Raw genomic sequence first — 22,932 nt, 5'->3', positions numbered from 1 at the left:
ACGGCCCTGAGTTTCACGCGATTCGCGCCCTTGCGGCGCAACATAGAATGTCCACCTTCTCCTAGGGAACGGGGACGAGGGTGGCTTTTTCACGTCGTCTCCGCCATAGACCCACTATTCACGGGACGTGTGACCAAATGAACGCTCTGGCCAATCGCCGGTTCCTGAAGATGAACGGGCTCGGCAACCAGATCACGGTGCTGGACCTGCGCGGCACCAAGCATGTCATCAGCGAAGCGGAAGCCCGCGCCATCGCCTCCGAGCCGCGCGCCCGCTTCGACCAGCTCATGGTCCTTCACGATGCCGCGACGCCCGGCACCGACGCTTTCGTGCGCATCTATAACACCGACGGCTCGGAGGCCGGAGCCTGCGGCAACGGCACGCGCTGCGTTGCCTGGGCGATGATCGCCGACCCGCAGATGGGCGATGCCGAGAAGGCCCGGCTCACCCTCCAGACCAAGGCCGGGCTGCTGCCGGCGATCCGCGAGGGCGAAGCTCTTTTCACCGTCGACATGGGCGCGCCGCGCCTTGACTGGGAGCAGATTCCGCTGGCCGAGCCTTTCGAGGATACCGCGCGCTTCGAATTGCAGATCGGCCCGATCGACGATCCGATCCTGCACACGCCCTGCGCCGTCAACATGGGCAATCCGCACGCGGTCTTCTTCGTCGAGGATCCCTATGCCTACAATCTCGAACAGATCGGGCCGCTGCTCGAGAACCACCCGATCTTCCCCGATCGCGCCAATATCGAGCTCGCCGCGGTCAAGGCGCCCGACCATATCGTGCTGCGCGTCTGGGAGCGCGGCGCCGGCATCACGCAAGCCTGCGGCTCGGGCGCCTGTGCGGCACTGGTCGCGGGCGTCCGCCGCGAGCTGACCGCCCGCAAGGCCACCGTCAGCCTGCCCGGCGGCGATCTCGCCATCGAATGGCGCGAGCGCGACGGCCATGTCCTGATGACCGGCCCGATCGAATTCGAATGGGACGGCACGTTCGACCCGGCGTTGTTTTCGAGTGCGGCCTGAGGCCAGACTTTATGACGCTGGAAGTCGTCACCTTCGGCTGCCGCCTCAACATCGTCGAGAGCGAGGCGCTGAGGCTTCAAGCCGAGGCCTCGGGGCTGAAACACGCCGCCATCGTCAATTCCTGCGCCGTCACCGCCGAGGCGACCCGGCAGGCGCGGCAGGCCGTACGCCGCCTCAAGCGCGAGCAGCCGGACAGGCCTGTCATCGTCACCGGCTGCGCCGCGCAGATCGAACCGGCCCGCTTCGCGGATATGCCGGAGGTCGATCGCGTTCTCGGCAACGACGAGAAGTTGCAACCCGAGACCTGGTCTGCCCTCGCCCGTTCCAACAGCCTCGGACATCCTGACACCACTGTCGCCGACAAGCTCGACGTCGGCGACATCATGACCCGCACGGCCTTGCGCGCTCCGGTCACCGGCCGTTTCGCCAGCCATACGCGCGGCTTCGTCCAGGTCCAGAACGGCTGCGACCATCGCTGCACCTTCTGCGTCATTCCCTTCGGCCGCGGCAATTCGCGCTCACTCGCCATCACCGATGTCGTCGCGCAATGCCGCACCCTGCTGGAGGCCGGCGCCCGCGAGATCGTGCTGACCGGCGTCGACCTCACCAGCTACGGCCGCGACCTGCCGGACCAGCCGACACTCGGCGCGCTGGCGGGAGCGATCCTCCACACCCTGCCCGAACTGCCGCGCCTGCGCCTCTCCTCGATCGACGCTGTCGAGGTCGACGATGCCCTGCGCGACCTGCTCGCGACCGAGACGCGCCTGATGCCGCATCTGCATCTTTCGCTTCAGGCTGGCGACGACCTCATCCTGAAGCGGATGAAGCGCCGCCACGGCCGCGACGACGCCATCCGCTTCTGTGCCGAGATCCGGCGCTTACGTCCCGACATCGTCTTCGGCGCCGATCTCATCGCCGGCTTCCCGACCGAGGACGAAGCGATGTTCACCCGCTCACTCGACCTCGTGGCGGAATGCGGCCTGAGCTTCGTCCATGTCTTCCCCTATTCGGCACGCCCCGGCACACCGGCCGCCCGGATGCCGCAGCTTTCGGGAGAAATCGTCTCAGAGCGCGCCGCAAGGCTGCGTGCTGCGGCTGGCACGGCGCAGGCGCGCCATCTCGCCGAGCGCATCGGCCGTCCGCTCAGCGTCCTCACCGAACGCGGCAATACCGGCCGCGCCGAGGATTTCACGTTGGTTCGCTTTGCCCGTGACGTCGCGCCGGGCGAGATCGTGCCGGTGATCGGCCATGCCGCCGACAACAAGGCCCTTCTCGCGGCCTGAGCGCATTTGCGAGGGAATAGCCGCCTCGGTCGCCGATGGGAGGAGGAGTGACCGAGGCGGCAGAGCCATGCCCGGAATGGCAGACCCATTTCTTAGACGCGGCAACCCGCCAAAAGGTTCAAAGCCTCACGCGACCACGGAGCCACGCACCCGCTGGACCTGATTGTTGCAGTATCCCCGCGGATTCCAGACCGGTTCCAACGGCTGGACGCCGCCCTCGGCATCGCGCGCCCGCGCCATGACGACGAACGGACCCGGCTGTTCCACCACGATCTCCGCCTCGAAGCGCCGCCAGGCGAAGCGTCCCTCCCCCGGCTGCAATTCGACATCGCGCCAACTCTCGCCGCCATCGCTCGAAACTGCGACTGATTCCAGCGGAACAGCCCCGCTCCAGGCGAAGCCCACGACCTTCAATCGCTCGCCTCGCTTCACAACGAAACCGTCGAGCGGTGCTGTAATGAGCGATTTCACCGGCATGTCGGTGATGACAGCGAAATTCGCCGGATCGAGCGGTTCGCCCGGGCGAACCGGCCGGATCGGCAAACGATAATCGGTGCCGCGCATCTTCTCGCCGTCATGCTCGACGGCGCGAAGGCTGATCCGGTCGAGCCATTTCTGCCAGGCCGAGCCGGGATAGCCCGGCGCGACGATGCGCAACGGCCCGCCATGCAGGCGCGGCAAGGGCTCGCCATTCATGGCGAAGGCGATCAGGGTTTCCGGCGCCACCGCCTTGGCCATCGGCAGGCCGCGCGACAAAGCCGCCTTCTCCGGCTTGCCGATCTGGCGGTCCGGTGCGTGATGGGCGGTATAGACCGCGCCCGGCTTGGGGCCGGCATGTTCCAGAACGTCCGCCAGCCTGACCCCGGTCCAACGCGCGCAGCCGACGGCGCCGAGCCGCCATTGCAGCCCGTCCGTCGCCGGCGAAAAGCGAGAGCGACCATTGCCGGCGCATTCTAGGACAGCGGTGAGCGTCACAGTTTCGAAACGCTGGCGCAGGCCTTCAACGGTCCACACGGCCGGGCGCTCGACCTCGCCATCGATGGTCAGCGTCCAGCCGCTCTCGTCGATCTCTGGCAGATGGCCGTTGTTGCGGATGAAGAAGGCATCGACCGGCGTGATCGGCTCGCCGAGCAGGGCGAGCGCCGGCTCGGCGTTCAACGCCTCTTCCTCATAGACATGGAGGCCGGGCTTCAGACGGCGCAGCAGCGGCAATTCGGTAAGGCGGTGGGGCAAGCGGCGAGGATCTCCGGGGGCGCGAGACGGTCACCCGTCCCGGCGAAAGCCGACAAGAGATGGCACGTTGCCCGACCGGCTGTCGACCGTCGCCCAGCGTCAGCGCCTGGCGACGACCTCCTCGCGCAGCGCCCGGCGCAGAACCTTGCCGACATTGGTCTTGGGCAGGCTCTCGCGGAAGAAGATCTGCCTGGGCACCTTGTAGCCGGTGAGGTTCTCCTTGCAGTAGGCCCGCAGCGCATCCGTCGTCAGGGTCGGGTCCTTGCGTACGACGAAGGCGGTCACCGCCTCGCCCGAATGCTCGTCGGGCAGGCCGATGACAGCCGATTCCAGCACGCCGGGATGCGAGGCCAGCACGTCCTCGACTTCGTTCGGATAGACGTTGAAGCCGGAGACCAGGACCATGTCCTTCATCCGGTCGACCACCCTGGTCTGTCCGTCCGGCAGCATGATACCGACGTCGCCGCTGCGGAAATAGCCGTCGGCGGTCATCGCCTTGGCGGTCTCGTCCGGGCGGTTCCAGTAGCCCGCCATCACCTGCGGCCCGCGGATGCAGATCTCGCCGGCCTCGCCAAGCGGCATGTCGTTGCCCTCGGCGTCGCGGATCGCGATCTCGGTCGAGGGAATCGGAAAGCCGATCGTACCGCTGAACTCGGTGATATCCGGCCGGTTGATGGTGGCGACCGGCGAGGTCTCCGACAGGCCGTAGCCCTCGATGATCGGGCGCCCGGTCACCGCCTTCCACTGCTTGGCGACCGCGGCCTGCGTCGCCATGCCGCCGGCGACCGCGAAGCGCATCTCGGAGAAGTCGACTTCCTTGATCTCGGGATGGTTGGCGAGCGCGTTGTAGAGCGTGTTGACCCCCGAGAAGAGCGTGAAGCGGCTCGCCTTCAGCGTCTTGATGAAGCCGGGTATGTCGCGCGGATTGGCGATCAGCAGGCTCTTGGCGCCGATGCGCAGCAGGAACATGCAGCAGCAGGTCAGCGCGAAGATGTGGTAGAGCGGCAGCGCCGTCACCATGACGTGCTGGTAGTCGCTGCGGCCGAGCGGCGGCTCCAGCATCCATTCGAGCCAGAGGCCGGCCTGCTGGACGTTGGCGGCGACGTTGCGATGCGTCAGCGTCGCGCCCTTGGCGACGCCGGTCGTGCCGCCGGTATATTGCAGGAAGGCGACATCCTCAGGCGCGACTGTCACCGGCGTCATCCGGGCACCGCCGTGCAGGATCTGCTGGAAACCGATGGAGCCGGGAAGACCGTAAGGCTTCACCACCTTCTTGACCCGGCGCGCGACGAAATTGACGATCTTGCCCTTGAAGCCCATCAGGTCGCCGGCCGTGGCGATGACGATGGCGTCGAGCTTCAGGTTCGGCTTCGCCTCCTCGACGACATGGGCGAAGTTCTCGATCACCACGAGCACCCGCGCCCCGGCATCGTTGATCTGGTGCGTCAGTTCGCGCGCTGTGTAGAGCGGATTGACGTTGACGACGGTAAACCCGCCGAGCAGCACGCCGAAGATCGCCGCCGGATAGGCCAGGATGTTCGGCATCATCAGGGCGACGCGATCGCCTTTCTTCAAGCCCTGCGCCTGCAGCCAGCCGGCGAAGGCCTCAGCGGCACGACGCGTCTCGGCGAAGGTGATCGTCTTGCCGAAGCTCTCGAAAGCCGGCCGATCGGCATGGGTCGAACAAGCGGAGCCGATCAGATCAGCCAGCGTCCCGATCCTGGCATCGTCGAGCTCCGGCGGCACGGCCGGCGGATAATGCGCAAGCCACGGGCGCGAGGCATTCCTGGCCTGCGTGGCGCCAGTCGCAGTCATCGTTCCCTCCAGTTGCCCGGTTGACCGCCTCACGGCGGGTTCCGGTGCATTTTCATGATCGTACAGTGCGGAACAGCAGCCGGCAGCGCAAGCGCCGACCGTCATCGACCGTCGAATGTTTACATCTAAACAGTTCGCACCGCACGAAATCAAGCCCAAACCGGGAGCCGAATGACGGCTCCCGGAGGGCAGGATGGGCCTGAGGCAGGATCAGCGCGCTTGCGCGAGGGTCAGCGCCTGTGCGGAAACCACGGCCTCGGCCGGCTTGCCGGCGAGCTCCGCCAGGTGATCGAAGCGCGCGCTGAACGAGCCGACGCCCGAGGTGGCCGAGCGCAGCTCGACGATCAGGCCGGTCATTTCGGCTTCCGGCACCAACGCCTTGATCTGGTCCCAGCCGCGCCAGCCGGCGCGCGTGTCGTAGCCGAGGATCTGCCCGCGTCGGCCCGAGATCAGGGCCGAAGCCCGCGACATCGCCTCGGAAGGGATGACCACATCGACCCACAGGATCGGCTCGAGCAGCACCGGCTTGGCTTGCGGCATCGCCTCGCTCATCGCCAGCCGCGCCGCCTGCCGGAACGCCATGTCCGAGGAATCGACGGTGTGATACGAGCCGTCCGTCAGGGCGACCGCGACATCGACGATCGGGAAGCCCAGCGGCCCCTTCTCGCAGAAATCGCGCATGCCGGCCTCGACCGAGCCGATATACTGGCGCGGCACGACACCGCCGGTGATCTTGTCGACGAACTGGATGCCCTCCCCGCGCGGCAGCGGCGCCACCTCGATCACCACGTCGCCATACTGGCCATGGCCGCCGCTCTGCTTGCGATGCCGGCCCCGCGCCCCGGCCTGGCCGCGGATCGTCTCGCGATAGCCGACCTGCGGCGTCTTGCTCGTCACCGTCACGCCATAGCGGCCGGCGAGCTTTTCGAGCGCCACGCGCAGATGCATCTCGCCCTGGCCCGACAAACGGGTTTCGCCGAGTTCCGGCACCTGCGTCACCGCAAGCGCCGTGTCCTCCTCGGTCAGGCGCTGAAGCGCCGCCGCCAGCCTGACATCGTCCTTGCGGTCCTTCACGGCGATGGCGAAGGCGTGGACGGCCTCGGGCGGCGGGACCGCGCTGACCACGCTCGCCCGCGTCTTGCCGAGCATGAAGGCCTCGCCCGTCGCGATGCCGTCGAGCTTGGCGAAACCGGCGACCTCGCCCTCCATCGCCGCCGGCTTGCGGCTCTGCTCCGCTCCCTTCAGGGCGAGGACTCCGGCGATGCGGGCTTCCGCCCCGCCGGACGAGGTCACGACATCGCCCTCCGCCAGCCGACCGCGCATCACCCGCGCCAGCGAGACCTTGCCGCCCTGGCTTGAATGCCAGGTCTTCATCACCTGGGCGAGCGGCGGCCCCTCGGCGAGGATGCCGGCGCGCCCGCGTGTCTCGGCGAGACCGGGCGCCTCGTGCCTGAGCGCCTTGAGCAGGCGCGTCACGCCATTGCCGCGCTCGGCCGCGCCGATCAGCACCGGCACGACATGGCGATGCTGCAATTCGCGGGCGAGATCGTCGAAGACGCGGTCGCGCGGCGGTTCCATGTCGCCCAGCAGCTCCTCCATCAGGTCGTCGTCGTAATCGGCAAGCCGCTCCAGCATCGAGAACCGCGCTTCCTTCTCGCGGCCGGCTTCGTCGACGGCCAGCGGCACGATCTCGCTCGGCGCATGCTCGCGGTAAATGAAGGCCCGTTCCAGGGCGAGGTCGATGAAGCCGACCGTGATGCCCTTCTGCCAGATCGGGATCTGGCGCAGCAGCAGCGGCGTCCGCGAGGCCCGTTGCAGGATGCCGAGCGTCTCGCGCACCCGGCGCGAAGCCGTGTCGATCTTGTTCAGGAACAGGAAGCGCGGGATGTCGGCCTCCTCCAGCTCGCGCAGCACGAGCTCGAGCGCCGGCGCCTTCCTGTCATCCGCCTCGCAGACGACGACGGCCGCATCCACCGCCGGCAGCACATGGCGCATCTCGTGCAGGAATTCGACCGAGCCCGGGCAGTCGATGAAATGGAAGGTATCGCCGAGGAAATCGACGGCCGCGACCGTGGGCTCCGTGCTCATCTGGTGCGCGCGGGCTTCCGGCGCCGCATCGCCGACCGTGTTGCCGCCCTTGACCGTGCCGGTGCGGGTCAGCGCGCCGCATCGCATCAGGATGCTTTCGAGCAGCGTGGTCTTGCCGCTCTGGAAGGGGCCGACGATCGCGATGCATCGCGGCCCCGCGCGTCGGGTGCCGTCTGCGGAACCGCCATTCTGAGCCGATGCAGGCATGACTTCCTCCTTCGGGGCTGGCCGCGATGGAGGAGAGGTTCGAGCGGCCCCGGCTCCGGCGCGGTGGAAGCCGGCGGGAACCGCGAATGCGCTCACGCCGGATGGGCGGCGGTCGCTCGGGCCCGACAGGGTCGGGCGGCCGTCGGAGAGGCAGTTGAGGAGAGGTTCGCGCCGATCGGGAGCGGACGCAAGCGCTTTGTCGGCGTGGTCGCGGCGAACGGGCGAGGCCCGGACCGTCATCGATATCGGAACGACTATCGCTCCGCCGAGACCCATGATTTCATCGGGAGATCCGCCGGGTTGCACGCACGAGAAGCGAGCCGGCACCTGCACGCTCCCTGCGTCTCCGAAGCGGGGAACCTGAAGGATCGCCGGACATTCTATGGGCGGACCGCCGCAGCGGCCATAGGGATGCATGGAGACAGCCGATGCCCGAGAATGCTTCGCAAATGGACCTGGACGAGCGCATCGCCCTCCTCCGGCGCAATATCTCCGAGCTGATGGAACAAGCGACGGGAGCCTCCGGCGCCGCCGTGGAGGAGGCACTCGCCAACCGGCTCGGCGAGCAGCAGGACATGCTCAACGAGCTGCTGAAGAAGCGTGAGGCGATGGGGTAAAGGCGTCGAGGCACCCGCCGTCAGAGATTGCGCCGCTCGCCGCGGAGCGTCGCGAGGCCGATGCCGGCGGCGTCGAAGCCGCCATCGACGGCCAGGACCTGCCCGGTGATATAGGTCGACCTGTCGGAGCAGAGGAAGAAGATCGCCTCGGCCAATTCCTCCTCCAGCCCGTAACGGCCGAGCGGGACGGCATCGCGATAATCCGCCCGGATCTCGGGGCTGTGCACCGCCTTGGCCATCGCCGTCTCGACCGGCCCCGGCGCGACTGCGTTGACGCGGATGCCCAGGCCCGCGAGCTCGACCGCCTGCTGCTTGGTGAGATGGGCCAGCGCGGCCTTCGAGGTGCCATAGGCGACGCGCAGGGTCGAAGCGCGCAGGCCCGAGATCGAGGTGATGTTGACGACGGCGCCGCCGCCATTATCCGCCATCGCCCGCGCCGCGAGCTGCGTCGCCAGGAACGGCCCGGTGAGATTGACCGCCAGCACCCGCTGCCATTCGTCATGGCTGGTTTCGAGCATCGGCTTGAACACCGCCGTGCCGGCATTGTTGACGAGGGCATCGAGCCGTCCGAAGCGCTTGGCCATGCCGGCGAAGGCCGATTCGAGCTGGGCGGGCATGGCCACGTCGCAGGTCAGCACCAGCGTCCGCTCCGGCGTGGCGATCTCGGCCGCAGCCCGTTCAAGCCCGGCGCCATCGATGTCGAGCAGGCCGACCTGCCAGCCTTCGGAGAGGAAGCGCTTGGCGGCGGCAAGGCCGATGCCGCGCGCGGCGCCGGTCACGAGCGCGGTCTTCGGGGTGGCATCGGTCATGGCGTGTCGTCCGGTGGCGTGTCGGGTCCGCAAAGGCTATGCACGCCGGCAGCGCCGCCAACAAGCCGGCATTGCCGCTCGACAAACGCCACCAGCTCCTGTAAGGCCCCGCACTCAACTGAAAACAGCGCGCCGTAACGCCCGCGTGAACACACGCGACAACGGCCATGGAGAGACCCATGAACATCATCGAACAGCTCGATGCCGAGCAGATTGCCAAGCTGAGCGAAGGCAAGGCCATTCCCGCCTTCCAGCCCGGCGACACCGTGCAGGTCAACGTCAAGGTCAAGGAAGGCGAGCGCAGCCGCGTCCAGGCCTATGAAGGCGTCGTGATCGCCCGCAACGGTGGCGGCCTCAACCAGAGCTTCACCGTTCGCAAGATTTCCTATGGCGAGGGCGTCGAGCGCGTCTTCCCGCTGTTCTCGCCGAACCTCGATTCGATCAAGGTCATCCGCAAGGGCAAGGTGCGCCGCGCCAAGCTGTATTACCTGCGCGATCGCCGCGGCAAGTCGGCCCGCATCGCCGAGCGCGTCGATGCCAAGCCCGCCAAGGGCCAGAAGGCCGCCGGCAAGTAAGCCGAAGCCTCAGCGCAAAAAGATTGGAACGCGGTCCTTCGGGGCCGCGTTTTTTATTGCCCGCGGATCGAAACAGTCATTCTTAAAGAGCATATCAAATGGCTTTATTGTCACTTGATATGCGTTATGCGCGCATATAAGTATGACAATCATTAGCATGCTATTTATGTTGCCCCTATGGACCTCATCCAGCTTCAGGCCGCGTTCACCGGCGAGCTTGCCGCCGTCAACCGCAAGCTGAGAGCGCTTGTCGACGAGCGAGCCCGCGGCATGGGCCTGACCCTGTCGCGGGCGCGCCTGCTGATGGAGCTCGCGCGGGAAGACGGCCCGATCCAGTCCGACCTCGCCGGCCTGCTCGACATCGAGCAGCCGACGCTGGTCCGGCTCCTCGACGGGCTGGAACGCAACGGCATGATCGAGCGCCGCGCCGTCGAGGGCGACAGGCGTGCACGCCGCGTCTTCCTGACCGAAAGCGCCCGGGCACAGGCACAGGACATCCTGAATTTCCTCACCGAACTGCGCGCCGGCATCCTGCAGGGCATTGCGCCGGAAGAGCTGGAAGCCGCGCTCGACGTCCTGCGCCGCACCTCGCGCAACATCGCCGCCGGGCGGAGCGCCGCCCCATGAGCACACCCGAAACCACCGCTGCACCTGCTGCCGCGCCTCCGCCGACGGGGCTCACCATGCCCCCGGCCCGTGCGCTCGCCTATATGCTGGCTTCGGTGACGCTGGCCATGACCCAGCAGATCGGTGCGAACCTGGTCAACACCAATGTCTACCAGATCCAAGGCGAGCTCGGCGCCACCCTCGCCGAGACCAACTGGCTGATCGCCGCCTATATGGCCCCGAACGTCTCGCTCTCGATCGCGCTGATCAAGATCCGGATGCAGTACGGCCTGCGCAATTTCGCCGAGATCAGCCTCGCCGGCTTCGTCCTCGCCGCCTTCCTGAACCTCGTCTTCGTCCATGACCTGCCATCGGCCGTGGTCGTGCGCTTCATGAGCGGCATGGCGGCGGCGCCGATGTCCTCGCTCGCCTTCTTCTACATGATTGAACCGCTGCCGCCGCAGAAGAAGCTCACCGTCGGCCTGTCGCTAGCGCTGACCAACACCACGCTCGGCATCCCGGTGACGCGCCTGATCTCGCCCTGGCTGCTGGAGCTCGGCGGCTTCCACGGGTTGACGCTTTTCGAGATGGGCCTCGCCATGGTCGCCTTCGGCTTCGTCTACGCGTTGCCGCTGACCACGCCGCCGCGCGTCAAATGGATCGGCCCGCTCGATATCGTCAGCTATCTCCTGATCGCGATCGGCTTCGGCGCGATCGCGGTCGCGCTGAGCCTCGGCCGGATCTACTGGTGGTTCGAGGCCCCCTGGCTCGGCTGGCTCTTTGCCTGCGCCGTGATCTGCCTGACGCTGGCGGTGATCGTCGAGCTGCATCGCGACAGCCCGCTCATCGACATCCGCTGGCTGACCAGTCCGGCAACCCTGCATTTCGCCGGCGCCATCCTCCTGATGCGCATCGTGCTGGCCGAACAGACGGTCGGCGCCTCGAATTTCTTTCAGGCGCTCGGCATCCAGAACGAACAGACCATGCCGCTCTACACGATCATCCTCTGTGCGATCCTGGCCGGCGGCGTCACCTGCGCGCTCCTGCTGAGGCCCGGTCGCGAGAACTGGTTCTACGCCACCGCGCTTGCCTGCGTCGCTCTCGGCGCCTGGCTCGACAGCGGCGCCACCAGCCAGACGAGGCCGCACGATATCCGGCTGAGCCAGGCGCTGGTCGCTTATGGCTCCGGCCTCTTCCTGCCCGCGGCGATGGCGCAGGGCATGGGCGGCGCGATCGCGCGCGGCCCGATCTACATCCTGAGCTTCATCACCGTCTTCCTGTTCACGCAGAGCATCGGCGGGCTTCTCGGCTCGGCCCTCTTCGGATCCTTCATCACGCTGCGCACCAGTTTCCATTTCAACATGCTGGCGGAGCATTTTGTCCTGTCCGACCCGCTCCTGACCCAACGCCTCAATCAACTCGGCGCCGCCTATAGCCATGTCCTGAGCGACGCGACGCTGATGCGGGCGGAAGGCGTGACCCTGCTCGCCCAGCGGGCGACGCAAGAGGCGATCGTGCTCGCCTATAACGACGCCTTCATGCTGATCTCTGCCATTGCCAGCCTCGCCCTTCTCGGCCTCCTCTCTCACCTCGCCTATCTGCAATTGCGCAAGCGTGCCGCCGCGCCCGCTCCTCAACCCGTCTCCTGACCGTCCAGCCCGTCATGCCCCGCACCCTCCGCTCCGTCTCGACCTATATCGCGCTCGCCATCGGCCTCGCCGGCCTCGCCGTGATCCTCTACGCTTGGCGGCTGCCGCCCTTCTCCAGCGCGATAGAGACCACCGAGAACGCCTATGTCCGCGGTCAGGTCACTGTCATCGCGCCGCAGCTCGCCGGCTATGTCGCCGAAGTGCCCGTGCAGGATTTCGCCGCGGTGAAGCGGGGCGACCTGCTGCTGCGCATCGACGATCGCATCTACGCCCAGAAGCTGGAGCAGGCCCGCGCCGGCCTCGCCGCCGAGCGCGCCGGGCTCGCCAATTCCGACCAGTCGCGCGCCGCCGCCGAAGCCCGCCTGCGTGCCGCCGTCGCCAATGTCGCCAGCGCCGAGGCGGCCTTGCGCACTGCGGAGGCGAACTGGGGCCGCATCGAGCCGCTGCGCGAACGCGGCGTCGTCAGCCAGACCTCGACCGACCAGAGCCAGCAGGCGCTTGACCAGGCCCGCGCCGCAATCACCGCGACCAATGCCGCCGTCGACGTCGCCCGGCAGGACATCCAGACCGCAATCGTCAACCGCCAGTCGCTGGTCGCAGCGGTCGAGGGCGCCGAGGCTGCCGTCCATCTCGCCGAAATCGACCTCGGCAATACCCGCATCATCGCCCCGCAGGACGGGCGGCTCGGCGAAGTCTCGGCCCGGCTCGGGCAATATGTCTCGGCCGGCACGCAGTTGATGGCGCTGGTGCCGAACCAGGTCTGGGTCGTCGCCAACTTCAAGGAGACGCAGCTCGCCGGCATGCGCGCCGGCCAGCCGGTGAGCTTCACCGTCGATGCGCTGCGTCACGCCCGCCTGACCGGCAAGATCGAGCGCTTCTCGCCGGCCGCCGGCTCCGAGTTCAGCGTCATCCGCCCCGACAACGCCACCGGCAACTTCATCAAGATCGCGCAGCGCGTGCCGGTGCGCATCGCCGTCGACCCCGACCAGCCTCTGGCGGAGCGGCTGGCGCCCGGCATGTCCGTGGTGGTCAGCGTCGACACCTCTGCGTCACGCTGATGGCGCGGCTGCAACGGCGCCGATTGTCCGGCTTGATTGGAACTGCTAAACAGTAGCCATGTCGCCGTGTGAGCATCATTTGCAGCGCTTCAGCGTCGTGCAGGGAGAGGGCCATCTGCCGCCCCTGCCGACGACGCAGGATTTTGCCGCGCTGCACGACCATGCCCGGCTGCCATGGCGCTTTTTCGGCCGCTTTACCGCCTCGATTGCCGCAGGCCTTACCGGCGCCTGAGACCGGCCGCTTCCGCGCGGCCGGCGACAGGCGAACCGTTTTTGCGTGCCGGCCAAAGCGAGCCGGCGCATCAATCTTCACGCAGATTTCCGAAGACCGAGGCCTCAAGCCATGACTGCGACCACCGGACCCCGCACCCTCTACGACAAGATCTTCGACGACCACGTCGTCGACCGGCAGGATGACGGCACCTGCCTGCTCTATATCGACCGCCACCTCGTCCATGAGGTGACGAGCCCGCAGGCCTTCGAGGGCCTGCGCATGACCGGCCGCAAGGTCCGTAGCCCTGAGAAGACGCTCGCCGTCGTCGACCACAACATCCCGACGACCGACCGCACCAAGGGCATCGCGGAAGAGGAAAGCCGCATCCAGGTCGAGGCGCTCGCCAAGAACGCCAAGGATTTCGGCGTGGAGTATTTCAACGAGCTCGACAAGCGCCAGGGCATCGTCCACATCGTCGGCCCCGAGCAGGGCTTCACCCTGCCCGGCACCACGATCGTCTGCGGCGACAGCCACACCTCGACGCATGGCGCCTTCGGCGCGCTCGCCCACGGCATCGGCACCTCGGAGGTCGAGCACGTGCTCGCCACCCAGACGCTGATCCAGAAGAAGGCGATGAACATGCTCGTCCAGGTGGACGGCACGCCTGCACCCGGCGTCGGCGCCAAGGACATCACGCTCGCCATCATCGGCGAGATAGGCACCGCCGGCGGCACCGGCTCGGTGATCGAATATGCCGGCGAGGCCATTCGCGGCCTGACCATGGAAGGCCGCATGACGGTCTGCAACATGTCGATCGAGGGCGGTGCCCGCGCCGGCATGGTCGCCCCGGACGAGAAATCCTTCGCCTATCTGAAGGGCCGCCCCAAGGCGCCGCAGGGCGCCGCCTGGGACGCAGCCGTCCGCTATTGGGAGACGCTGCGCACCGACGAGGGCGCGCATTTCGACCGCGTCGTCCGCCTCGATGCCGCCAACCTGCCGCCGATCGTCTCCTGGGGCACGAGCCCCGAGGACGTGATCTCGGTGCTGGGTGCGGTTCCGGACCCGGAGCTGATCACTGATGAGGTCAAGCGCGCCTCGAAGAAGCGTGCGCTCGACTATATGGGCCTGACAGCCGGCACCAAGATCACCGACATCCCGCTCGATGTGATCTGGATCGGCTCCTGCACCAATGGCCGCATCGAGGACCTGCGCACCGTCGCGAAGATCGTCGAGGGCAAGAAGCTCCATGAGAGCCTCGACTACGGCATGATCGTTCCCGGCTCCGGCCTGGTGAAGGAGCAGGCCGAGGCCGAGGGTCTCGACAAGATCTTCATCGCCGCCGGCTTCGAATGGCGCGAGCCCGGCTGCTCGATGTGCCTCGGCATGAACCCCGACCAGCTCAAGCCCGGCCAGCGCGCCGCCTCGACCTCGAACCGCAACTTCGAGGGCCGTCAGGGCTATCGCGGCCGGACGCATCTCGTCTCGCCGGCGATGGCGGCGGCGGCGGCCCTCACCGGCCGCTTCGTCGACGTCCGTACGCTGGGCTGAGGCGGACAGGCGGGGAGCTGACCATGTCGAACGATCCCCGCGAAACCGGCCGCGCCGCCGAATCCAAGGCGGCGCTGGACCGGGTCAAGCGCGACAGCGAAAGCCTGCTCGGCTCCTCGATGGGCCGCGCGGCAGATCATTTCTCGGGCGCCGATGCGCCCGAGGGCGACAAGGTCGAGCTCTGGGGCCGGCGCATCGGCCGCGCCCTCTCGCTCGTCGGCGTCATCGTGCTGGCCTGGTGGCTCGGCTACCAATTGAAGATCTGGTAAGGGCTAAGGCCGTGGACGCCAGGGTCACGAAAACAGCGGAGATCGACTGGGACGGGGCCAAGGCGCCGTCGCAGGAGGCGTTCGAGGTTTTGGCCCAGGCCGCCTTCGACCGCCTGCCGGAGGAATTCCGCGCGCTTTGCTCCGACGTGATCTTCAACGTCACCGAGTTCCCCGAGGACGACGTGCTGAAGGAGCTGGAGGCGGAGAGCCCGTTCGACCTGCTCGGCCTGTTCAGCGGCGTCGGCCTGCCGCAGCAGGGCTATTCCCCCCAGACCGGCCAGATGCCCAACACCATCCATCTCTATCGCCGGCCGATCCTCGACTACTGGGCCGAGCATGACGAGAGCCTGGGGGCCATCGTCAGCCATGTCATGATCCACGAGATCGGCCACCATTTCGGCTTCTCCGACGAGGACATGGAAGCCATCGAAGCCGCGGCGGAGCGCTAGGCGATGCTCGACGAACTGATCCGCAACCTGCCCGGCCTGATGCTGGTCTACTCGGCCTTCATCCTCGCGGTCGCGAGCCCCGGCCCGAGCAATCTCCAGGTCATGGCGACCTCGATGGAGCGCGGCCGCGCCGCCGGCTCCACCCTGGCGCTCGGTGTCACCGCAGGCTCCCTGACATGGGGCATCCTCGCCGCCGTCGGCGTTACCGGCATCGTCGTGGCTCATCCCAGCGCGCTCTATGCCATCAAGATCGTCGGCGGGCTCTACCTGCTCTTCCTCGCCTGGCGCTCGGCCCGCTCGGCGATGCGCGCCGAGATGCCCTCGGTGAAGGCTGCCGCTTCAGGTCGCCGCACCTTCCTGCGCGGCTATCTCATGCACATCACCAACCCGAAGGCGATCCTGAGCTGGACGGCGATCATCGCGCTCGCCCTGCGGCCCGATACGCCGCCGGTCGTGCTCTACGCCATCATCGGCGGCTGCATGCTGATCTCGCTCGCGATCAATCAATTCTATGCCGTTCTGTTCTCCACGGCATCGATGATCGCGGGCTATCGCCGCATCCGCCGCCGGGCGGAAGCCTGCCTCGCCGCCTTCTTCACCTTCGCCAGCTTCAAGCTGCTGACCTCGCAGCTCTGATTTCCGTCACCGCAAGAACATCGCCAAAAAGGCCCATCGGAGTTTCCGCCATGCAGCCCTTCACCACCCTGACCTCGACCCCCGCGCCCATGAAGGTGGTCAATGTCGACACCGACATGATCATCCCCAAGCAGTACCTGAAGACGATCAAGCGCACGGGCCTCGGCACCGCTTTGTTCTCGGAGATGCGCTACAAGGAGGACGGCTCGGAGAACCCCGATTTCGTGCTGAACCAGCCGGCCTACCGCAAGGCGGAGATTCTCGTCGCCGGCGACAATTTCGGCTGCGGCTCGTCGCGCGAGCACGCCCCCTGGGCCCTGCTCGATTTCGGCATCCGCTGCGTGATCTCCACCAGCTTCGCCGACATCTTCTACAATAACTGCTTCAAGAACGGCATCCTGCCGATCAAGGTCACGCCCGAGCAGCTCGACATGCTGTTCGACGATGCCGAGCGTGGCTCCAACGCGACGCTGACGATCGATCTGGCGAACCAGACGATCAAGGGCCCGGACGGCGGCGAGATCAAGTTCGAGATCGACCCGTTCCGCAAGCACTGCCTGCTCAACGGCCTCGACGATATCGGCCTGACCATGGAGAAGGGCACGAAGATCGACGCCTATGAGGAAAAGCTGAAGCAGCGCGCCTGGGCTTGAGCTCAAACGTCATTCTCGGGCCGCGCCTGACGTTGCCCGAGAATGACAGCGCTCTTTAGACCACTAGCCCCTGCACCGGCCTGAGATCGCCGGTCTCCGGGAACACGGTCTCGGCCAGCACCGGGCCGGACACGCCGAAGAGCTCATAGACCACGCCCTTGGCCACGGCGCGGATATCCGTCGTCGGCTTGAGATCGCGGTTCTGGTAGAGCTGCTCGGGCTTCAGGCCCGGCCAGTCCGCGACGATCTGGCCGCCCTTGACCCCGCCTCCGACGAGGAAGGCGACGGTGCCGGTGCCATGGTCGGTGCCCGTCGTGCCGTTGACAGCCGCGGTCCGCCCGAACTCGGTCGCGACCATCACCACCGTGTCCTTCCAGACCGGACCGAGCCCCTGCTCGAAGGCGGCGAAGGCACCGTCGAGCCCGCCGAGCAGATTGGCGAGACGTCCCTTGGCTCCGCCCTCGTTCGCATGGGTGTCCCAGCCCTCGAAAGCGAGCGCCGCAATGCGCGGCCCGTCATCGGCGCCGACCAGCGCGGCCGCGCCCTCCGCGATACGCCGCATGCCCTCGGCCGTGTCCGGCCCGCCGCCGCCCTTCTGCTCGCCGGCCATGCCGCGCCGCTGCGCCAATCCTTCGGTCTCGATCGCCTGCGCCAGCGCGCGCGCCAGTCCTGGGTCGCGCTGGCCGTAGAGATCGGCGAGCCGCATCGTCAGGTCGCCGCCGGCGCGCGCCATCCGTGGCGGCGCCCAGCCCAGCACCGGCGCATCGCCACGCACCACCAGCGGCGGCACGACGCCGACGCCGAGCACACCCTTGCGCGAAATGCCCTCGCCGGCCGGCAGGTTCGCGATCAGGCGGTTGAGCCAGCCGCTATCGGTGTGCCCGGCCCCCGGCTGGCCGCTCTCCAGAACGTCCTGCCCGTCGAAATGCGAGCGCTCGCGATAACCTGTGGCGGCCGCGTGGACGATCGTCGCCTGGCCCTGCTTGTAGAGCCGCGCCAGATTCGGCATCGCCGGATGCAGGTAGAAGAAGCCGTCGAGCGGCAGCGCCGCCTCCGACCCGTCCTTGGCGAGCGCAATGCCCTCCCGCAGTCCGGCATAATCGGGATCTCCGATCGGCGGCACGGCCGAGAGCCCGTCGAGCGCACCGCGCAGGATCACCAACAGGAAGCGCGGATCGCGAGCTCCTGCGGCCGCATAGGCGAATTTCGGCACGAAGGACCAGGCGAAGAGCGCGCCGGCCGCGCCTAGCACGGCACGTCGCGATGGTGTCATCCGTTCGCAATCATCGTCGTCGTGATCGACCATCGGCGTCACCTCCGCTGGAATTCGGGCGACATCAGCAGGAGCGCAATCGCCTGCGGCTTGCTCTCGGCCCGCGCCACCGCCTGCTTCGTTTCGGGCGAGAGCAGCGGCCCCAGCACGTCCTCGGTGAGCACGCGCGGGTCGGCGACGGAGCCGGCGGCCTGCCGCCCCCAGCCCGCAGCGACATCGACGCGCGTCTTCAGGCCCTCGGCCGAGGCCCAGGCCGCATTGTCGTCGGCGTAGCCATTGGGGCCGGACGGTTGCCAGAAGGGCTGGCCCATGACGCCGACCGGCCCGATGATCTGGCCGAAATCCGGCTTGCGATTGAGCGCACGATAGGAGGCCACCAGAAATTCCTGCGGCGACCTGATCTTGCTGGCCGGCGCCCGCCAGGCAGCGTCATCCTCGACCAGGGCGCGATAGACGCTCGACAGATCACCGCCGCCCTGCCGGAACGCCAGCGCCAACTTCTCGACCAGAGCGCGCGGCGGCGTATCGGCGACGAAATGGCGGGCAAGCTTCGTCGCGATGAACCTGGCCGTCGCCGGGTGATGCGCCAGATCGGTCAAAGCGGCGATGCCTTGCGCCTTGCCCGGCTGGTCGTAGCGGCGCCCGAGCAAAGGCGTCACGCCCGGCTCGTGCAAGCCGACATTGAAGGCGAAGGAGCCGGGAAAGCCGAGCACGCCCTCGCGCCCAACCACGGTCCAGCCCGTGATGATCCGGGCGAGATTGGTCACGTCGGCCTGCGCATAGCCGCCGGATACGCCGAGCGTATGCAGCTCCATGATCTCGCGGGCGAGGTTCTCGTTGAGGCCGCGCCCGCGGCGGCGCCCAGCCGGCGAGTTCGGGCCGACCGACTGGTGGTTGTCAAGGAAATCCAGCATCGCCGGATGGCTTTCCGCCGCGATCAGCATGTCCTCGAAGCGGCCGAAGACATGCGGCCGGATCGCCTCGCGCTCATAGGCGCCGGCCATGATCCGGCACATGTTGCTCTTGGTCGCACCGACGCAGAAATGGTTCGACCAGAACATCACCAGCCGCTCGCCGAACCCCGTCTCGGCCGCGAGCGCGAGACCGACCCGCGCCTTCACCTCGTCGCGATAGGTCCGGTAGGGCAGCGCCGGCTCGTTCGCGGGCTTCGGCGGCAGGGCCATCTGGTTCTGTGACCCGGCCGGCAGACCCTGCGGCACGGCGCTGGCCATTTGCGTGTCTGATGCCGGCGCAGCCACAGCAACGCGACGCGCCTCGCGCTCCCGCTTCTCCTGATCCTCGAAATCATAGAGTGCCTTGCCGATCTCGGCCGCGCCGGAAAAGGTCACGCCCTCGGGCTGCGCGACTCTGCCGACCGCGATCTCGGCCAGAAGCCTGTCGTGAACCTGCGCCCGCGCGGCTTCGCCCTGCCCGGGCTTCGGACCCAGGCCGAACCGCTGCAGTGCAATCGCCCCTGCCTTCAGTCCGCCCGCCTCCGCCATCCGCACAGCCTCCGCTGATCGTGATGCGAGGATCGGTGTCGACTATGGCGAAAAGCCGACGACTTCCATGACAATTCGGCAATGTTGGTCGGGGAGACCGCTGAAATCCTCGCCAAATGAGCGGATTTTGCCTGAACTCTGGCTTAGCGCGTTTTCTTGCCGGATAGGTTGAGCGCGACAGCCTCGCCGATCAGAGCCTTGAAGGCGTCGCGATCTACTACTTCGCCCTCGCGGATATCGATGGCGCGGCGGGTATTTCCCTCCAGGCTCGCATTGAACAGGCCGGCGGGGTCGGCCAGCGAGGCGCCCTTCAGGAAAGTCAGCTTGACCACGCTCTTGTAGGTTTCGCCGGTGCAGATGATCCCGCCATGCGACCAGACCGGCACGCCGCGCCACTTCACCTCCTCGACCATTTCGGGATCGGCCTCCCGGATCAGTGCGCGCATCCGCGCCAGCGTCGCGCCACGCCAGTCGACGAGCGATCCGATCTTCTCGTCGATCAGCCGGGAAGCGGCCGGATCCTGAATTTCGTCCTTCGCCATGACCGCTCCCTTCGCGCCAGAGCCTAGACCACGACCGTGATCGCCTCGGCCGCGCGCGTCAGGCCGGTATAGAGCCAGCGCGCCCGATGCTCGCGAAAGGCGAAGCTCTCGTCGAAGAGCACGACATCATCCCATTGCGAGCCCTGCGACTTATGCACGGTCAGCGCATAGCCGAAGGTGAACTCGTCGGTGTGCTTGCGCAGCTCCCACGGGATTTCCTCTTCGGTGCCGTCGAAGAAATTCGGCATCACCGAGACCTTGACCGCCTTGGCGCCGGCATCGTCCTCGGGCGTCACCCGCATGGTGACCAGTCCCTTCTTCGAGGTCTTGATCTCCTGCACGATCCAGGAGCCGCCATTGAGCAGGCCCTTGCTCTTGTCGTTGCGCAGGCAGACCAGCTTCTCGCCCGCAACCGGGCTGTTGTCGGTACGGCCCATCAGCTGGCGGATACGGGCATTGTAGTTGCGCCGCGTCTTGTTCATGCCGACCAGCACCTGATCGGCCCCCATGACGATCTCGGGATTGATCTCGCCGCGCCGGATCACCCGACTCGGCCCGTAATCCCCGAGCTCGAGCTGCCCACCCTCGCGCACGATCATCGACATCCGCACGATCGGATTGTCCGCCGCCTGCCGGTGGACCTCGGTCAGCATGACGTCGGGTTCCTGCTCGGTGAAGAAGCCGCCGCCCTTGACCGGGGGCAGCTGCGCCGGGTCGCCCAGCACCAGAACCGGCGTACCGAAGGAGAGCAGGTCCCGCCCCAGCTCCTCGTCGACCATCGAGCATTCGTCGATGATGATGAGCTTGGCCTTCGCCGCGGCGCTGTCACGGTTGAGTGCGAAGATCGGGCTCTCCTCGTCGACGCCGCGCGAGCGATAGATCAGCGAATGGATGGTCTGCGCGCCATGGCAACCCTTGTTGCGCAGCACGAGCGCGGCCTTGCCCGTATAGGCGGCGAAGACGACGTCGCCGTCGACCGCCTCGGCGATATGGCGCGCGAGCGTGGTCTTGCCGGTTCCGGCATAGCCGAACATGCGGAAGAGCTGCGGCTCGCCGGTTTGCAGCCAGCGCGCCACGGCGGTCAAAGCCATATCCTGCTGGGGCGACCAGCTCATCGCGGAATCATCGTCGAAAAAGGCATGACGCAGATGGGGCCGAGTCGGGCTGGGAGGCAAGCCCGGCGCACCTGAAACCGCTCAGGCGGCGCGCAAACGCTGGACAAAAGCCGCGGCCTCCGCCTGCAGGGCGTTGATCCGCCGGTCGAGTTCCCTCGCGCTCGCGGCACCGGTATCGGCCTGGCCGACGGTCTGGAGATTGGCGGCCGCGATCTCGCCCATCGCCAGGGCGGCCGTGCCCGTCACGTCCGAGATCCGCGCCACGGTCTCGCCGAGCGAGCCCAGCAATTCGACATGCGAGCCGACCATCGTCGCGATCTCGGTTCCGGTCTGCTCGACCGCTGCGACGCTGGCGCCGATCGCGGACACCGCTTCGGCGGCATGGGACAAAGCCTCGTCGGCCTGCGCGATCCGGCTGACGATCCGCCCGGCGGCGTCCGAGGCCTGGTTGGCGAGCGTCTTCACCTCGGCGGCGACCACTGCGAAGCCGCGGCCATGAGCGCCCGCACGCGCAGCCTCGATCGTCGCGTTGAGGGCGAGCAGATTGGTCTGGCGCGCCACTGCGTCGATGATGCTCACGACATCGCGGATCTGGGCGGCGTTTTCGCTCAGGCGCGTCACCAGCGCATGGGTCCCGGCCGCCTCGCGGGTCGCCTCGGTCGCCATTTCCGAAACCCGTCTCACCTCGCGATTGATCTGGCCGACGACGAAATCCAGCCGCAGCGCCGCCTCGCTGGAGCGTCGCGCATCGATCCCCGCGCCATCGACGGACGCGGCCGCCGTCTCGGTGCTCCGCGATATCTGGTGGACGCGGACAGCGGCGTCCTGAAGCGCCATGCGGAGCGTCTCGCTCGCCCTGCCGATCTCGCCGAGGAGCACGCCGAGCCGTGCCTCGAACTCGTCGGCGATGCCCGCAAGCTCGGCATTGCGGAGCTGTTCGAGGCGCCGCGCATCGTCGGCCTCGCTTTCACGGGTCACCAAGGTCGCCCGGATCTCGCTGAGCTGGCGCACGACGCGGGCGAGCTGGCCGATCTCGTCGGCCCGGTCGCGATGCGGAACGTCGATGACCCCATCGGACGCCACCGCCTGCCGGATCGCCTCCATCAGGTTGCGCAGGGGCCGCGTCAACTGGCTGCGCAGCATCAGCAGGGCCAGAAGCCCGCCACCCAGCGGCAGGAGGACCGCCAAAAGGATAGTCCGCAGACGAACGGCCTCTGCTCGCGCGCTGGCGCGGATGGAGGTCTCGCCTGCCCGCTTAGCGAGCTCATCGCGCAAGGCAGCGGTCGTCGCGACGATCTCGTCGACATTGATGCGGGCCTCGGCCGCACCCGCCTCCAGCAAGGCGGCCTTGCCCGAGATCCGCTGGCCGATATCGACGATGCCGTGCTGGAAGGCGATGAAGGTCTTGATCCGCGCATCGAGCGTCGGATTGGCCTCGCGCAGGCTTGCCGGCAGGGCCGAGATCAGATGCGCGCGTGCCGCGTCGACCAGCTCGATGGCGGCATCGAGCTTGCCGATCATCGCCTCGATCTCCTGCGGGGAGCTGTCCGTGTCGACCCGGCTGAGCAGCGCGGCGGCTGCGATCCGGCTGGACAAAAGCGAGGCGCTGCCGGCGAGGCGGATATCCGAGAAGGCGGCGGCGTCGATACGCCTTGCCTCATCGAAACCGCGTAAGGCGCTGGCAAGGCCCAGCGCCCCGGCGAGAGCCAGCAGGGCGAAGAAAATCATGATCTTCGCCGTCAGTCCCAGTCGCCGCATCGCCGCCTCAG

At 67.5% G+C, this 22,932-nt stretch carries 22 protein-coding genes; 13 read left to right on the top strand and 9 right to left on the bottom strand.

Going from position 1 to position 22,932, the window contains the following annotated elements:
- Nucleotides 1-137: 137 nt before the first annotated feature.
- Entirely contained in the window at nt 138-1,022 is an 885-nt protein-coding gene (dapF, locus tag AC1RLU_RS03900; RefSeq protein WP_492793961.1) for a diaminopimelate epimerase, read from the top strand.
- Between the two features lie 11 nt (nt 1,023-1,033).
- Nucleotides 1,034-2,305 (top strand): tRNA (N(6)-L-threonylcarbamoyladenosine(37)-C(2))-methylthiotransferase MtaB, encoded by a 1,272-nt coding sequence (mtaB, locus tag AC1RLU_RS03895; protein ID WP_492793960.1) that lies wholly within the window; start codon nt 1,034-1,036, stop codon nt 2,303-2,305.
- Nucleotides 2,306-2,431: 126 nt separating this feature from the next.
- Here the strand turns inward: mtaB and AC1RLU_RS03890 are convergent, their stop codons facing one another.
- The 3 genes from AC1RLU_RS03890 to AC1RLU_RS03880 all read right to left on the bottom strand — a co-directional run bounded on the left by AC1RLU_RS03890 (nt 2,432) and on the right by AC1RLU_RS03880 (nt 7,648).
- Nucleotides 2,432-3,538 carry a sulfite oxidase gene (locus tag AC1RLU_RS03890; RefSeq protein ID WP_492793958.1) on the bottom strand — a complete coding sequence of 369 codons (1,107 nt, stop codon included), beginning with the start codon at nt 3,536-3,538 and terminating at the stop codon, nt 2,432-2,434.
- A gap of 99 nt (nt 3,539-3,637) precedes the next feature.
- Nucleotides 3,638-5,353, bottom strand: coding sequence for an AMP-binding protein (locus tag AC1RLU_RS03885; protein ID WP_492793957.1), 1,716 nt, complete (start codon nt 5,351-5,353; stop codon nt 3,638-3,640).
- Nucleotides 5,354-5,563: 210 nt separating this feature from the next.
- A complete protein-coding gene (locus AC1RLU_RS03880; RefSeq protein ID WP_492793955.1) occupies nt 5,564-7,648 on the bottom strand; it encodes an elongation factor G in 2,085 nt (694 codons plus the stop codon).
- Nucleotides 7,649-8,076: 428 nt separating this feature from the next.
- On the opposite strand from AC1RLU_RS03880, the gene AC1RLU_RS03875 reads away from it, so the two are divergent.
- Nucleotides 8,077-8,265, top strand: a complete 189-nt coding sequence (locus tag AC1RLU_RS03875; RefSeq protein ID WP_061969378.1) for a hypothetical protein — start codon at nt 8,077-8,079, stop codon at nt 8,263-8,265.
- A gap of 20 nt (nt 8,266-8,285) precedes the next feature.
- Here AC1RLU_RS03875 and AC1RLU_RS03870 read toward each other — a convergent pair whose 3' ends face one another.
- Nucleotides 8,286-9,074, bottom strand: a complete 789-nt coding sequence (locus AC1RLU_RS03870) for an SDR family NAD(P)-dependent oxidoreductase (protein WP_492793953.1) — start codon at nt 9,072-9,074, stop codon at nt 8,286-8,288.
- A gap of 179 nt (nt 9,075-9,253) precedes the next feature.
- Here AC1RLU_RS03870 and rplS point away from each other — a divergent pair, with 179 nt between their 5' ends.
- The 10 genes from rplS (at nt 9,254) to leuD (ending at nt 16,731) form a co-directional block, all read left to right on the top strand.
- A complete protein-coding gene (rplS, locus tag AC1RLU_RS03865; RefSeq protein WP_091856317.1) occupies nt 9,254-9,649 on the top strand; it encodes a 50S ribosomal protein L19 in 396 nt (131 codons plus the stop codon).
- Nucleotides 9,650-9,826: 177 nt separating this feature from the next.
- Complete coding sequence (locus AC1RLU_RS03860) at nt 9,827-10,276, top strand: MarR family winged helix-turn-helix transcriptional regulator (protein ID WP_061969384.1); 450 nt, start codon at nt 9,827-9,829, stop codon at nt 10,274-10,276.
- Nucleotides 10,273-11,904, top strand: coding sequence for an efflux MFS transporter permease (locus tag AC1RLU_RS03855; protein ID WP_492793952.1), 1,632 nt, complete (start codon nt 10,273-10,275; stop codon nt 11,902-11,904). Before AC1RLU_RS03860 ends, AC1RLU_RS03855 begins: the two co-directional genes overlap by 4 nt.
- Nucleotides 11,905-11,918: 14 nt before the next feature.
- A complete protein-coding gene (locus tag AC1RLU_RS03850) occupies nt 11,919-12,962 on the top strand; it encodes an HlyD family secretion protein (protein ID WP_091856315.1) in 1,044 nt (347 codons plus the stop codon).
- A 79-nt stretch (nt 12,963-13,041) separates the two neighbouring features.
- Nucleotides 13,042-13,194 (top strand): hypothetical protein, encoded by a 153-nt coding sequence (locus tag AC1RLU_RS03845; RefSeq protein ID WP_156407152.1) that lies wholly within the window; start codon nt 13,042-13,044, stop codon nt 13,192-13,194.
- Nucleotides 13,195-13,305: 111 nt separating this feature from the next.
- Entirely contained in the window at nt 13,306-14,724 is a 1,419-nt protein-coding gene (leuC, locus tag AC1RLU_RS03840) for a 3-isopropylmalate dehydratase large subunit (protein ID WP_492793950.1), read from the top strand.
- 23 nt (nt 14,725-14,747) lie between these two features.
- Nucleotides 14,748-14,993: a hypothetical protein gene (locus tag AC1RLU_RS03835; protein WP_492793948.1), complete on the top strand. Its 246-nt coding sequence runs from the start codon at nt 14,748-14,750 to the stop codon at nt 14,991-14,993.
- A gap of 11 nt (nt 14,994-15,004) precedes the next feature.
- On the top strand, nt 15,005-15,442 hold the full coding sequence (locus tag AC1RLU_RS03830; RefSeq protein WP_492793947.1) for a metallopeptidase family protein: 438 nt from the start codon (nt 15,005-15,007) through the stop codon (nt 15,440-15,442).
- A 3-nt stretch (nt 15,443-15,445) separates the two neighbouring features.
- Nucleotides 15,446-16,078, top strand: a complete 633-nt coding sequence (locus tag AC1RLU_RS03825; protein ID WP_492793945.1) for a LysE family translocator — start codon at nt 15,446-15,448, stop codon at nt 16,076-16,078.
- Nucleotides 16,079-16,128: 50 nt separating this feature from the next.
- Nucleotides 16,129-16,731, top strand: coding sequence for a 3-isopropylmalate dehydratase small subunit (leuD, locus tag AC1RLU_RS03820; RefSeq protein WP_091856312.1), 603 nt, complete (start codon nt 16,129-16,131; stop codon nt 16,729-16,731).
- A 55-nt stretch (nt 16,732-16,786) separates the two neighbouring features.
- Here leuD and AC1RLU_RS03815 read toward each other — a convergent pair whose 3' ends face one another.
- From AC1RLU_RS03815 to AC1RLU_RS03795, 5 genes are all read right to left on the bottom strand, one after another.
- Entirely contained in the window at nt 16,787-18,037 is a 1,251-nt protein-coding gene (locus AC1RLU_RS03815; protein ID WP_492793943.1) for a DUF1501 domain-containing protein, read from the bottom strand.
- Nucleotides 18,038-18,042: 5 nt separating this feature from the next.
- Nucleotides 18,043-19,506 carry a DUF1800 domain-containing protein gene (locus tag AC1RLU_RS03810; RefSeq protein WP_492793942.1) on the bottom strand — a complete coding sequence of 488 codons (1,464 nt, stop codon included), beginning with the start codon at nt 19,504-19,506 and terminating at the stop codon, nt 18,043-18,045.
- Nucleotides 19,507-19,649: 143 nt separating this feature from the next.
- Nucleotides 19,650-20,048: a DUF1801 domain-containing protein gene (locus AC1RLU_RS03805; protein ID WP_492793940.1), complete on the bottom strand. Its 399-nt coding sequence runs from the start codon at nt 20,046-20,048 to the stop codon at nt 19,650-19,652.
- Between the two features lie 23 nt (nt 20,049-20,071).
- Complete coding sequence (locus tag AC1RLU_RS03800) at nt 20,072-21,163, bottom strand: ATP-dependent DNA helicase (RefSeq protein WP_091856309.1); 1,092 nt, start codon at nt 21,161-21,163, stop codon at nt 20,072-20,074.
- 81 nt (nt 21,164-21,244) lie between these two features.
- Complete coding sequence (locus AC1RLU_RS03795; RefSeq protein WP_492793939.1) at nt 21,245-22,891, bottom strand: methyl-accepting chemotaxis protein; 1,647 nt, start codon at nt 22,889-22,891, stop codon at nt 21,245-21,247.
- Nucleotides 22,892-22,932 lie beyond the last annotated feature (41 nt).

Source organism: Allobosea sp. GW822-FHT05A11 (assembly GCF_058800455.1).
This window is presented reverse-complemented; position numbering and strand designations above follow the sequence as displayed.